Below are 12850 nucleotides of genomic sequence, written 5' to 3' on the forward strand. Positions count from 1 at the left end.
CGCCTGATGAGGAAGCCGCGCGCGACCGCTGCGACAAGCGGGCCGGACGGACTGGCGCCAGCCAGCGATGTCGAGGCGATTGTCGCCGGTACGCACGGCAATCCCTTTGCGGTTCTCGGTGTCCAGGAGGCCGGCAAGAGCCTGTTCGCACGCTGCTTCGTTCCGCACGCGGAGTCGGTTACGGCCTACACCCTGACCGGCGTCGAGGTCGGCGAATTGACCAGGCGCGACGATGCCGGTTTCTTCGAAGGCAAGCTGTCGATCAAGAAGCGCCAGCCGCTGCGCTACCACGCCCGCAATGCCGGCGGCGACTGGTGGCTGACCGACCCCTATTCGTTCGGTCCGGTACTCGGTCCGATGGACGATTACTACATCGCCGAGGGTTCGCACCTCAGGCTGTTCGACAAGCTCGGCGCGCATGTCATCGAGCACGAAGGCGCGTCCGGCGTGCATTTCGCTGTATGGGCCCCAAATGCCAGGCGCGTTTCGGTGGTCGGTGACTTCAACGACTGGGACGGCCGCCAGCATACGATGCGCGACCGTCGCGACACCGGCATCTGGGAGCTGTTCATTCCCGATATCGGTGCCGGCCGGCCCTATAAATATGAAATCATCGGTCCCGATGGCGTGAGGTTGCCGCTGAAGGCCGATCCGTTCGCCTTCAAATCAGAGCTGCGCCCGGCAACCGCCTCGGTGACCGCGATGCCGCCGGCGCATGCATGGGGTGACGAGGCGCATCGCAATTTCTGGCGCAACGCCGACCCTCGCCGCGAGGCCATCTCGATCTACGAGGTCCACGCCGGGTCCTGGCAGCTTGGCGATGACGGCTCCTTCCTGTCATGGGATGAACTGGCCGACCGGCTGATCCCCTATGTAATCGAGACCGGTTTCACCCATATTGAATTCCTGCCGATCTCCGAGCATCCCTATGATCCCTCCTGGGGTTACCAGACAACCGGCCTCTACGCGCCATCGGCCCGCTTCGGCGATCCGGACGGCTTTGCCCGCTTTGTCGACGGCGCCCACCGTGCCGGCGTCGGCGTCATCCTCGACTGGGTGCCGGCGCATTTTCCTGTCGACGAGCACGGTCTGGTCCATTTCGACGGCACCGCGCTCTACGAGCATGCCGACCCGCGCAAGGGCTTCCATCCGGACTGGAACACCGCGATCTACAATTTCGGCCGCCGCGAGGTGGTGTCGTTCCTGGTCAACAACGCGCTGTTCTGGGCCGAAAAATACCATGTCGACGGTCTTCGCGTCGATGCGGTCGCCTCGATGCTCTACCTCGACTATTCGCGCAAGGCCGGCGAGTGGATCCCCAATGAGAAGGGTGGGCGCGAAAACCTCGAGGCGGTCAGCTTCCTGCAGAAGATGAACAAGGAGGTGTACGGCCACCATCCGGGCGTCATGACCATCGCCGAGGAATCGACGTCATGGCCAAAGGTCTCGGCGCCTGTCCATGAAGGCGGGCTGGGCTTCGGCTTCAAATGGAACATGGGCTTCATGCACGACACGCTGGAGTATTTTTCCAAGGAGCCGATTTTCCGCAAGCATCACCACAACGAGCTGACCTTCGGCCTGACCTACGCCTTCTCGGAGAATTTCGTGCTGCCGCTCTCGCATGACGAGGTCGTGCACGGCAAAGGCACGCTGCTGGGCAAGATGGCCGGCGACGACTGGCAGAAATTCGCGACCTTGCGTGCCTATTACGGCTTCATGTGGGGTTATCCCGGCAAGAAGCTGCTGTTCATGGGCCAGGAATTCGCGCAGCGCCGCGAATGGAGCGAAGCGCGCGCGCTTGATTGGGACCTGCTCGATTTTCGCCCGCATCGCGGGGTCTGGCAGACGGTGCGCGACCTCAACTATCTCTATCGTTCACGCCCGGCCCTGCATGGCCGCGACTGCGAGCCTGAAGGGTTTTCCTGGATGATCGTCGACGACAGCCAGAATTCGGTTTTCGCCTGGGTGCGCAGCGCTCCCGGCGGCGATCCGGTCGCCGTCATCTCCAATTTCACACCGGTGCCGCGCGACAATTATCGTGTGCCGCTGCCGAAGGCCGGCAAGTGGCGCGAGATCATCAACACCGACGCTTCCGAATATGGCGGTTCCGGCATGGGCAATGGCGGCATGGTCGAGGCAAGGGCGGAGGGCAAGGGCATCTCGGCAACGATGCTCCTGCCTCCGCTGTCGACGATCATGCTTGAACTCGCTGCCGACTGAACTCGTTAAGGCTGGTTAGCGCATCGATACGAGTAACTTGGGAGGGTATAAATGGCAGACTTGAAGAGAACGCAGCCGCTGGCCCGCGACGCCATGGCCTACGTGTTGGCCGGCGGGCGCGGCAGCCGCCTCAAGGAACTGACCGACCGGCGCGCCAAGCCCGCGGTCTATTTCGGCGGCAAGACACGCATCATCGATTTCGCGCTCTCCAATGCGCTCAACTCCGGCATCCGCCGCCTCGGCGTCGCCACCCAATACAAGGCGCATTCGCTGATCCGCCACCTGCAGCGCGGCTGGAACTTCCTGCGGCCCGAACGAAACGAGAGTTTTGACATCCTGCCGGCCAGCCAGCGTGTGTCGGAAACGCAGTGGTATGAGGGCACGGCGGACGCCGTCTACCAGAACATCGATATCATCGAGGCCTATGGCCCGGAATACATGGTAATCCTGGCCGGCGATCACATCTACAAGATGGACTACGAGATGATGCTGCGCCAGCATGTCGATGCCGGCGCCGATGTCACGGTCGGCTGCCTCGAAGTGCCGCGCATGGAGGCGACCGGCTTCGGCGTCATGCATGTCGATGCCAAGGACAACATCATCGCCTTCGTCGAAAAGCCCGCTGACCCGCCCGGCATTCCGGGTAACCCGGAATTCGCCTTGGCCTCGATGGGCATCTACGTCTTCAAGACCAAGTTCCTGATGGAGCAACTGCGCCGCGATGCCGCCGAGCCGGGCTCCAGCCGCGACTTCGGCAAGGACATCATCCCCTATATCGTCACGCACGGTAAGGCGATCGCGCACCGCTTCACCAAGTCCTGCGTGCGTTCGACCGCCGAAAACGAGGCCTACTGGCGCGATGTCGGCACGGTTGATGCTTATTGGGAGGCCAACATCGACCTGACCGACGTGACGCCCGAACTCGACCTCTACGACCGCGATTGGCCGATCTGGACCTATGCCGAACTGAAGCCGCCGGCAAAGTTCGTGCATGACGAGGACGGCAGGCGCGGTTCCGCCATTTCGTCACTGGTGTCGGGCGATTGCATCGTCTCGGGCGCTTCGCTGAAGAAAAGCCTGATCTTCACCGGCGCGCGCATCAATTCCTATTCGACGCTGGAAGAGGTTGTCATGCTGCCCGACGTTCATGTCGGCCGGAACGCAAAGTTGAAGCGCGTCGTCATCGACCACGGCGTAAGGATACCCGAAGGGCTGGTGGTCGGCGAGGATCCCGTCCTCGACGCCAAGCGCTTCCGGGTTTCGGAAAAGGGTATCTGCCTGATCACACAGGACATGATCAACAAGTTGTCAACCTGAACAGGTGATCAACAAGCTGTCACTTTAGGGTGTTTTGTGCATGTCGTGGTCCAAACCGCACACGGTTTGGGCGGCATGGATGGGAAGCGGATCGTTAAGCGCATGCAGGTTCTGTCGGTCACTCCCGAAATCTTCCCGCTGATCAAGACCGGCGGGCTTGCCGATGTAACCGGCGCGCTGCCCATTGCGCTCGCGGCGAAGGGCGTGGCCATGCGTACGCTCGTTCCGGGCTTTCCCGTGGTGATGGGCGCCTTCAAGAAAAAGAAGGCCGTCTATCAGTATCCCCTACTGCAAGGCGGCAAGGCGTCGGTCCATGCCGTCCAGGTCGCCGGGCTCGATTTGTTCGTGCTCGACGCGCCGCATCTGTTCGACCGCCCCGGGGGGCCCTACGGCAACGCCTCGGGCGCGGACTGGCCGGACAATTGGCGGCGCTTCGCGGCGCTGAGCCAGGCCGGCGCCGATATCGCCGGGGGCGCCATCTCGGGCTATCTCCCCGACATCGTCCATGCCCATGACTGGCAGTCGGCGATGACGCTGGCCTATATGCGCTATGGCAAGGCGGTCGGCACCCCATCCATGATGACCGTCCACAATCTCGCCTTCCAGGGCCAGTTCGGGGCCGGTATCTTCGGCGAGCTCGGCCTGCCTGCCGCGGCGATGGCGCTTGACGGCGTCGAATATTATGGCGGCGTCGGCTTCCTCAAGGCTGGCCTGCAGGCCGCCTGGGCGATCACCACGGTGAGCCCGACCTATGCGCAGGAAATCCGTTCGCCGGAATTCGGCATGGGCCTCGACGGCCTTATCAACATGCGTTCCAGCGATCTCCATGGCATCGTCAACGGCATCGACACCGCCATCTGGGATCCGGCAACCGACAAGCATCTGGTATCGACCTATACGGCCGAGACGTTGAAGGCCCGCGCGCCGAACAGGGCCGCTGTCGAGGACCGTTTCGGCCTCGACCGCGACGGCAGTCCGATTGTCTGCGTCGTCAGCCGCCTGACCTGGCAGAAGGGCATGGACATATTGGCGACGGTGGTCGACGGCATCGTCGCGACAGGCGCAAGGCTGGCCATCCTCGGCTCGGGCGACGCCGGCCTCGAAGGCGCGCTGCTGGCCGCGGCCGCACGCCATCGTGGCCGCATCGGCGTGGTCGTCGGCTATGACGAGGGGCTGTCGCACACCATGCAGGGCGGCTGCGACGCCATCGTCATCCCGTCGCGCTTCGAGCCTTGCGGGCTGACGCAGCTTTACGGCCTGCGCTATGGCTGCGTGCCGGTCGTCGCCCGCACCGGCGGCCTGGCGGACACCATCATCGATGCCAATGAAGCAGCGTTTGCCGCCGGCGTGGCGACCGGCTTCCAGTTCGCCCCCAACAATGGCGGCGCGCTGCTGCACGCGATCCGACGCCTGGCCGACGCCCACGCCAGTCCCGCAATCTTCGAAACCATCCAGCGCCAGGGCATGAAGACCGATGTGTCATGGGATCGAAGCGCCGAAAAATACGTCGAACTCTATCGCCTGCTGCTTTCGAAAAGGGTTGCCTGAAGCATGATACGCACCGTTTCCACCAAGCCCTATTCCGACCAGAAGCCCGGCACGTCGGGCCTGCGCAAGAAGGTGCCAGTGTTCCAGCAGGAGCACTATGCCGAGAACTTCATCCAGTCGATTTTCGATGCGCTCGACGGGTTCAAGGGCAAGACCCTGGTGATCGGCGGCGACGGCCGTTTTTATAACCGGGAGGTCATCCAGAAGGCCATCGCCATGGCCGCCGCCAATGGCTTCGGCAAGGTGATGGTCGGGCAGGGCGGCATCCTGTCGACGCCCGCGGCCTCGCATGTCATCCGCAAATACAAGACCTTCGGCGGCATCATCCTCTCGGCCAGCCACAATCCCGGCGGCCCGCACGAGGACTTCGGCATCAAGTACAATGCCGGCAATGGCGGCCCGGCGCCGGAAAAGCTGACCGACGCCATCTTTGCCAAGACCAAGACGATTTCGAGCTTCAAGATCGCCGACATCGACCCGATTGACATCGATACGGTCGCGACAGTCGAGGCTGCCGGCATGACCATCGAGATCATCGATCCGGTTACCGACTATGCCGAGTTGATGGAGAGCCTGTTCGATTTCGATGCGCTGCGCAAACTGTTCAAGTCGGGCTTCCGCATGCGCTTCGACGCCATGCATGCGGTGACCGGGCCCTACGCCAAGGAAATCCTTGAACACCGCCTCGGCGCACCGAACGGCACCTGCCGCAATTTCAAGCCGCTGCCCGATTTCGGCGGTCATCACCCGGACCCCAACCTGGTCCATGCCAAGCACCTTTATGATGAGATGATGGGACCGGACGCGCCCGATTTCGGCGCCGCCTCCGATGGCGATGGAGACCGCAACCTGATCATCGGCAAGGGCATTTTCGTCACCCCTTCGGATTCGGTCGCCATGCTCGCCGCCAATGCCCGCCTGGCGCCGGGCTACAAGGATGGGCTGAAAGGCATCGCCCGTTCGATGCCGACCAGTGGCGCGGCCGACCGCGTCGCTCACAAGCTAGGTGTCGGGATTTACGAGACGCCGACCGGCTGGAAATTCTTCGGCAATCTGCTTGACGCCGGCATGGCGACGATCTGCGGTGAGGAAAGTGCCGGCACCGGCTCAAACCATGTCCGCGAAAAGGACGGTCTGTGGGCGGTCCTCTTGTGGCTCAACATCCTCGCCGCCCGTGGCGAAAGCTGCAAGCAGATCGTCACCGAGCATTGGGAGACCTATGGCCGCAACTACTACTCGCGCCATGATTACGAGGAGGTTGAGAGCGACCGCGCCAATGCGCTGGTCGACGAACTCAGGGCCAAGCTCGGCTCGCTACCGGGCACCAGCGTGCGCGGCCTGAAGATCGCCAATGCCGATGATTTCGCCTACCACGACCCGGTCGACGGCTCGACCAGCGAGCACCAGGGCATAAGGGTGCTGTTCGAAGGCGGCTCGCGCGTGGTCTTTCGGCTTTCGGGCACCGGTACGTCTGGCGCGACCTTGCGCGTCTATATCGAGCGCTACGAGCCGGACAAGTCGAGGCACGACCTCGACACGCAGGAGGCGCTCGCCGACCTGATTTCGGCGGCCGACGACATTGCCGGGATCAAGAGCCACACCGGGCGCAACAAGCCGAGCGTCATTACTTGAGGGCGGTGGAGCGCTCTTGACCCAGCTCGGCCCCACCATCACCAGCGAAGGCATCCGCTTCGCCGCATGGTCCTCGTCGGCAAGACGGCTCTGGGTTTCGATCTTTGACGAGCAGGGAAACCGCGAACTCGATCGTCTCGAGCTGGCGTCGGAAGGCAACGGCGTCCATTCACTCTTTGTCTCCGGCTTGGCCGCGGGCGCGCGCTATGGCCTGCGCGCCGATGGCGACTATGCGCCCGAGCGGGGGCTGTGGTTCGACCCCGACAAGTTGCTCACCGATCCCTACGCCGTCGAAATCGACCGGGCCTACGCCTATCACTGGCGGCTCGCCGCGCGGCGCAATGAGGGCGCCGACACCGCGTCGCTGATGCCCAAGGCCGTGACCAAGGCCTCGCCCACGGCTCCACCGATCCTGCCGCCCCTGTTTCGCCCGGGCGGCCTGATCTACGAACTGAACGTCCGCGCTTTCACCAAGCTGCATCCGGATGTACCGCAAGAAAAGCGCGGCACGATCGCCGCTCTTGCCCATCCGGCCATCATCGAGCATCTGCAAAGGCTCGGCGTCTCCGCCGTGGAACTGATGCCGATCACGGCCTCCATCGACGAGCGGCATCTGCCGCCGCTGGGCCTGAGCAACGCCTGGGGCTACAATCCCGTCACCTTCATGGCGCTCGACCCGCGCCTCGCGCCCGGCGGCCTGACGGAATTGCAGGACACGGTCGCCGCGTTGCGCCGGGCCGGCATCGGCACCATTCTCGACCTGGTCTTCAACCACACCGGCGAAAGCGACAGGCTGGGGCCGACGCTCTCGCTGCGCGGCCTCGACAATAAGGCCTACTATCGGCACCGGCCGGATGGCGGGCTGGTCAATGACACGGGCACCGGCAACACGATCGCTTGCGACCATCCGGTGATGCGGGAAATGGTGCTCGACACACTTCGTCACTTCGTTCGCCAGGCCGGTGTCGACGGCTTCCGTTTCGATCTGGCCCCGGTGCTGGGCCGGGTCGATGGTGCCTTCGATCCGGAAGCGCCGCTGCTCCAGGCCATCACCCATGATCCGGTGCTTTACGACCGCGTGCTGATCGCCGAGCCTTGGGACATCGGGGCAAACGGCTATCAACTCGGCAATTTCCGGCCGCCATTCCTTGAGTGGAACGACCGCTATCGCGACGATGTCAGACGCTTCTGGCGCGGCGATGCCGGCATGGTTGGTGCTCTCGCAACGCGCCTTGCCGGTTCGTCCGACGTGTTTAACAGGGCAGGGGAGCCGGCAAGCCGCGGCGTGAACTTTATCGCCGCCCATGACGGCATGACGCTGGCTGACATCGTCGCCTATGAGCGCAAGCACAACGCGGCCAATGGCGAGCAGGACCGCGACGGCCATAACGAGAACCTGTCCTGGAACAATGGCGTCGAAGGCGAGACGGACGACGCGGCAATCGTCAAGGCCCGTTTCGACGACCAGCGCGCTCTGCTCGCCACGCTCTTCGCCTCGCGCGGCACTATCATGCTGACCGCGGGCGATGAATTCGGTCGCACCCAGAAGGGCAACAACAACGCCTACGCACAAGACAACCCCACCACCTGGCTTGACTGGGCAGGCCGCGATCAGAAGCTGGAGCGTTACGCATTCCTACTCGCGGCACTTCGCCAGGCGGTGCCCGCATTGTCGGACACGCGTTTCCTGACCGGAGAACCGATTGCGGCATCAGGCGTTCCCGACGTTGCTTGGCTGACCGAGACCGGTGAGCTGCTCGACGCGACCGACTGGAACGATACCAGCCGGCATCGCCTCGTCATGCTGCTTGGCGGCGAGGAAGGCAGGCTTGCCGTTCTGATCAATGGCGACCGCCGCCAATGCGTCTTCACCTTGCCGGCGCGGGAAGGTTTTCGATGGCATCCGGCGATCGAAACGCACGTGACTGACCTTGCGCGCCCGCTGCCGGGGCGCAGCGTCAATTTCATGATCGAGAGCCGAACCGGAAACGGCGGCGTCAGGAAGGGTTCGTGATGACCGGTGAGAGTTTGGGGCAGGGAGCCGAATGGTGGCGCGGCTGCGTCATCTACCAGGTCTATCCGCGCTCTTTTCAGGACACGACCGGTGATGGCAGCGGCGATCTCGGCGGCATTACGTCAAGGCTCGCTTATATCGCCTCGCTCGGCGTCGACGCTGTCTGGCTGTCGCCCTTCTTCAAGTCGCCGATGGCCGACATGGGCTATGATGTATCGGATTATCGCGACGTCGACCCGATGTTCGGCACATTGGCCGATTTTGATGCGCTGGTCGCCGAAGCCCACCGGCTCGGCCTGAAGATCATCATCGACCAGGTGCTGTCGCATTCATCCGACAAGCATGAATGGTTCATCGAAAGCCGGGCCAGCCGCGATAATGCCAAGGCCGACTGGTACGTCTGGGCCGATACGAAGCCCGACGGCGGCGCGCCCAACAACTGGCTGTCGGTCTTCGGGGGGCCGTCCTGGGAATGGGACGCGACCCGCCGCCAATATTACATGCATAATTTCCTCGCCTCGCAGCCAGACCTCAATTTCCACAACCCGGAAGTCCAGGATGCGTTGCTTGACACGGTGCGGTTCTGGCTCGATCGCGGTGTCGACGGCTTCCGGCTCGACACGGTCAATTACTATGTCCACGACCGCTGGCTACGCGGCAATCCGCCCTTGGCCTCGAGCGTCGCCGGCACCAACACGGAGACCAACACCTACCTCTATCAGGAGCATCTGTTCGACAAGACGCAGCCCGAAAACCTGGCGTTCCTGCGGCGCTTCCGTGCGTTGCTCGACGAATATGGCGACCGCGCAGCCGTCGGCGAAATCGGCGACGAGGGTCGCTCGCTGCAGACGCTCGCCGCCTACACCTCCGGCGGCGACAAGCTTCAGATGAGCTACACTTTCGACCTGCTCGGTTCGCAGTTTTCGGCGGCGCATGTGCGTGGCTGCGTCGAGGCCTTCGAAAGCGCGGTGGCCGACGGCTGGGTTTGCTGGGCGTTTTCCAACCATGACGTGGTGCGCCATGTCAGCCGCTGGATGCGGCCTGGTGGCGATCCCGATCTTGTGGCCAAATTCTCAATCATGCTGCTCGCCTGCTTGCGCGGCTCGATCTGCCTCTATCAGGGCGAGGAACTCGGCCTTGAAGAGGCGGAGCTTGCCTACGAGGATCTGCGCGATCCGGTCGGCATCCGCTTCTGGCCCGGCGTGAAGGGCAGGGATGGTTGCCGCACGCCGATGGTCTGGGAGGCCGACGCCGACAATGCGGGCTTCTCCACTGCAAAACCCTGGCTGCCTGTGCCGGCAAGCCATCGCGCCCGCGCGGTCGATATGCAGATCGGCGACGAGCAATCGGTGCTGTCGGCCTACCGCTCGGCGCTTGCCTTGCGCAAACAGCATCCGGCGCTGGTCGGCGGCTCGATCCGCTTTCTCGATACCGAGGGCGACGTGCTCGCCTTCATCCGCGAAGGTGGCGGGGAGAGGTTGATCTGTGTCTTCAATTTCGCTGAGGAGCCGGCGACCTTGCCGTTGGTGGGTAATATCGGACCCGTCACGGCTATCTTCGGCGGGACCGCTTCTGTCGAGGAAAACACCCTCTCGCTGCCAACTCTCGGCTGCTTTCTCGGTCGGCTCGACTGATTGGCACTTCGGTTGTGGCTAGGCGGTCCTACTGAACGAGCACCGCCCGGCCGCAGGTCGCGCCGGTGACGCGCACGTCGGCCTGGCCGACACGCACACCAAGGGCTCCGAGCAAATTGTAAACCAACTCGTCGACCGGCGCCGCCACGCCGTTCAAGAGCGCAACCACTGCCGGCCGCACGGTGGAAAGCAAGGTATTCAGATTCAGCAGCGGCAAGCCCAGCAAATTGGTCGTCAGCGACAGATCAGTGATCAGGGAGGTCGTCAAAGACTGTGTCAGGTTTTGCGTGGAGACTGTCTTTATCGTTTTGGCGTCGATGTCGGCCTTGTTGAAGGTCAATGCGGTCGGCGCGTTGTTGGCCATTTCAAATGCCGCTGAGCCCGTCACTGAAAGTAGATTGATCAGAAGACTGACCTTTGCGATTTCAGTGTCGGAGAACGATTCCGGTTTGGTGAAATCGGCAAAGCCGGAGCTACTGCTGTCGGCCAAATGCGCTTCCACAACACCGGGGCGGGCAGAAACGGTGACCTTGATGCTGTCGGGACCCGTAGGACAGCTTATGTCGGTGAGTTTGGCTTCGGCGTAGGCGACTTCCACATGCAGTGGCAGGTTGACCGACACCAGAGTAATGCCCCCACCGACATTGCCGCCTGCGCCGCCGACTGTCGCGGCTACTTTGATGCGCGTCTGGGCGGTCCGCACGACAGTGCCGATACCATCGATCGCCAGCCAGGGCGAGGACTGCATCGGCTCGCCGATGGCGATGCTGAGTTTGGTGGAGAGCAGCCCCGGGATGGTGGCGCCGAGATCGATCGCGGCCTGGTTGGTACCGTTGGCGAGCACGGCGGCTGCCGTCAGCATGCCCATGGCGCTTGCGTCTACCCCAAGCCCGGACGGCTGTTGGCCGAGGCCCAGGCTGCCGACCGAACCAAGGTCGACAAGGCTGCTGAGCGGGATCTTGACGGTGCTGGTCGATTTGGAGGCGATGGTCTGCAGGGCGACCTTGGCCGTATTGCCGAGGCCGGGAACATTGGCCATGGCGGTAGCGATCTGGCCGACCGTCGCCTTCGATGCCAGAACGTCGGAATAGGTACCGGCCGTGATGTTCAGTTGCGTGGCGAGCGCACTGATGAAGGAAAGCACGCTCACATCCGCCGAGATCAGCCCGTTGTAGTCCATGACGCTGAGCGAGATGTTGCCGCCGAGAAGTCCGCTCAAAAGTGCGTTGAGGATGCCGCCATTGACGCTGAGCAACCGCGATCCGACCGAGAACGTCGCCAGCGGCGTCATGCTGGCCGTGGCCTGGGTGCCGATGACGGGAGTGGGGATCAGCGAACTTGCGAAATAGCGGTTCGGAATCTTTGCCAAAGTGACGCGGACGGCATTGTAAGGCGTCACACCCGCCTGGAAGCGCTGGCTGACATTGGCGGTCGATGAGGCATATCGGCCCTGCGTGACCGTCACCACCGTTTTGCCGGTGGCCGGGGCAATGGTCTGGCCCGAAGCTTGAACGACGACGCCCGGCATGCCGTTGTCGGTCAGTGTGGTGACGACCGCGGTGTTGACGTTGTTGATGTTCGAGGCGGCGGTAATCGCCGCCAGGTCGACCATCGCCTGGGCTTCCCGGCGCTCGGTATAGATGGAGGCTTCGTCAATGGCCACCGCTGCCAGCGCCAATGCAACCGGCGCGCTCAATGCGGTCATGACGGCGAAGTTCGCCTTCCTGTCTCCCATCATCGACCGTGCAAGCCGACCCATACCCTTGCCCGCCCGCCGCAGCATTCAGATACCCCCAACCCTGATCGTTGACTGACGCTTGATGGTCGTCCCTGGCATGGCTATGCCGGGGAACAGGTTCCAGATCGGCAGGTTGCGGGCATCGTAGGAGATGGACACCACGAACTGGCTTCCGTCGGCGATGCTGTCGTTGGCCTGGTAGGTCAGTTTGCTGGCGTCCACGAAGGGGTAGCCGCCGGCATTGTTGGTGAGATAGCTGGCCACGAGCGTCTGCCGCTCGGTCTGGTTCACCCCAGCGATGGCTGTTCGGGCAGCGTCGGCTGCAATTTGCTGGATCGAATTGGCGGCGCCAAAATAGATGCCGTACGCAACCATTCCGAGCAGAAGAAGGATGAAAAGCGGGGACAGCAAAGCGAACTCGACCGCTGAAGTTCCCGAATTGTTTGATCGGAACCGGCGACTTCGGGCCTCGAAAATGGGGTGGTGAACCATGGCACCAGCATGCCCAAATTCGCATGCAGAAAGCGAAAACTCTGGGTGCAACCAAAGGGTGCGGTCGATTGAAAACGAATCTCTAATTTAGCCGTTGCTTTCTCAACAATGGGGATTGACTTAGGGTCAATCAGTACTCGGTTGAAAAGAGCTTACCTCCTGTCTAGTCTCCTGCCACCAGCCGCCGGAGGGAACCGGGGGCGCGCTCAAAGGAGCCAGTCATCGGCTTCGGGGCGTCAACACGTAAGGCGCGCC

8 protein-coding genes are annotated in these 12850 nt (G+C 62.9%); 6 read left to right on the forward strand and 2 right to left on the reverse strand.

The window, feature by feature from the left end; all coding sequences use genetic code 11:
- The first annotated feature begins 6 nt into the window (after nucleotides 1–6).
- From glgB to LB571_RS23050, 6 genes are all read left to right on the forward strand, one after another.
- The gene (gene glgB / locus LB571_RS23025; protein ID WP_140663203.1) at nucleotides 7–2220 is read left to right on the forward strand and encodes a 1,4-alpha-glucan branching protein GlgB; all 2214 of its coding nucleotides are present in this window, start codon (nucleotides 7–9) and stop codon (nucleotides 2218–2220) included.
- A 51-nt stretch (nucleotides 2221–2271) separates the two neighbouring features.
- Nucleotides 2272–3537, forward strand: coding sequence for a glucose-1-phosphate adenylyltransferase (gene glgC / locus LB571_RS23030; protein ID WP_015318689.1), 1266 nt, complete (start codon nucleotides 2272–2274; stop codon nucleotides 3535–3537).
- A 102-nt stretch (nucleotides 3538–3639) separates the two neighbouring features.
- On the forward strand, nucleotides 3640–5085 hold the full coding sequence (gene glgA / locus LB571_RS23035; RefSeq protein ID WP_015318688.1) for a glycogen synthase GlgA: 1446 nt from the start codon (nucleotides 3640–3642) through the stop codon (nucleotides 5083–5085).
- A 3-nt stretch (nucleotides 5086–5088) separates the two neighbouring features.
- Entirely contained in the window at nucleotides 5089–6717 is a 1629-nt protein-coding gene (locus LB571_RS23040) for an alpha-D-glucose phosphate-specific phosphoglucomutase (protein WP_224598231.1), read from the forward strand.
- Nucleotides 6718–6733: 16 nt separating this feature from the next.
- Nucleotides 6734–8731, forward strand: coding sequence for a glycogen debranching protein GlgX (gene glgX, locus LB571_RS23045; RefSeq protein ID WP_224598233.1), 1998 nt, complete (start codon nucleotides 6734–6736; stop codon nucleotides 8729–8731).
- Nucleotides 8731–10365, forward strand: coding sequence for an alpha-glucosidase family protein (locus LB571_RS23050; protein ID WP_015318685.1), 1635 nt, complete (start codon nucleotides 8731–8733; stop codon nucleotides 10363–10365). Before glgX ends, LB571_RS23050 begins: the two co-directional genes overlap by 1 nt.
- A 28-nt stretch (nucleotides 10366–10393) precedes the next feature.
- On the opposite strand, the gene LB571_RS23055 is transcribed toward LB571_RS23050, so the two are convergent.
- Both LB571_RS23055 and LB571_RS23060 read right to left on the reverse strand, forming a co-directional pair.
- The gene (locus tag LB571_RS23055; RefSeq protein ID WP_140823819.1) at nucleotides 10394–12148 is read right to left on the reverse strand and encodes a TadG family pilus assembly protein; all 1755 of its coding nucleotides are present in this window, start codon (nucleotides 12146–12148) and stop codon (nucleotides 10394–10396) included.
- Nucleotides 12149–12595 carry a TadE/TadG family type IV pilus assembly protein gene (locus LB571_RS23060; protein ID WP_224598236.1) on the reverse strand — a complete coding sequence of 149 codons (447 nt, stop codon included), beginning with the start codon at nucleotides 12593–12595 and terminating at the stop codon, nucleotides 12149–12151.
- Nucleotides 12596–12850 lie beyond the last annotated feature (255 nt).

This window comes from Mesorhizobium sp. BR1-1-4 (assembly GCF_020165375.1).
GTDB classification, from domain to species: Bacteria; Pseudomonadota; Alphaproteobacteria; order Rhizobiales; family Rhizobiaceae; genus Mesorhizobium; species Mesorhizobium australicum.

Excerpts from the sequence above, each read along its gene's own strand:
- glgB (WP_140663203.1), top strand. The coding sequence starts at position 7 with ATGAGGAAGCCGCGCGCGACCGCTGCGACAAGCGGGCCGGACGGACTG.
- glgC (WP_015318689.1), top strand. The coding sequence starts at position 2,272 with ATGGCAGACTTGAAGAGAACGCAGCCGCTGGCCCGCGACGCCATGGCC.
- glgA (WP_015318688.1), top strand. The coding sequence starts at position 3,640 with ATGCAGGTTCTGTCGGTCACTCCCGAAATCTTCCCGCTGATCAAGACC.
- LB571_RS23040 (WP_224598231.1), top strand. The coding sequence starts at position 5,089 with ATGATACGCACCGTTTCCACCAAGCCCTATTCCGACCAGAAGCCCGGC.
- LB571_RS23050 (WP_015318685.1), top strand. The coding sequence starts at position 8,731 with ATGACCGGTGAGAGTTTGGGGCAGGGAGCCGAATGGTGGCGCGGCTGC.
- LB571_RS23055 (WP_140823819.1), bottom strand. The coding sequence starts at position 12,148 with ATGCTGCGGCGGGCGGGCAAGGGTATGGGTCGGCTTGCACGGTCGATG.
- LB571_RS23060 (WP_224598236.1), bottom strand. The coding sequence starts at position 12,595 with ATGGTTCACCACCCCATTTTCGAGGCCCGAAGTCGCCGGTTCCGATCA.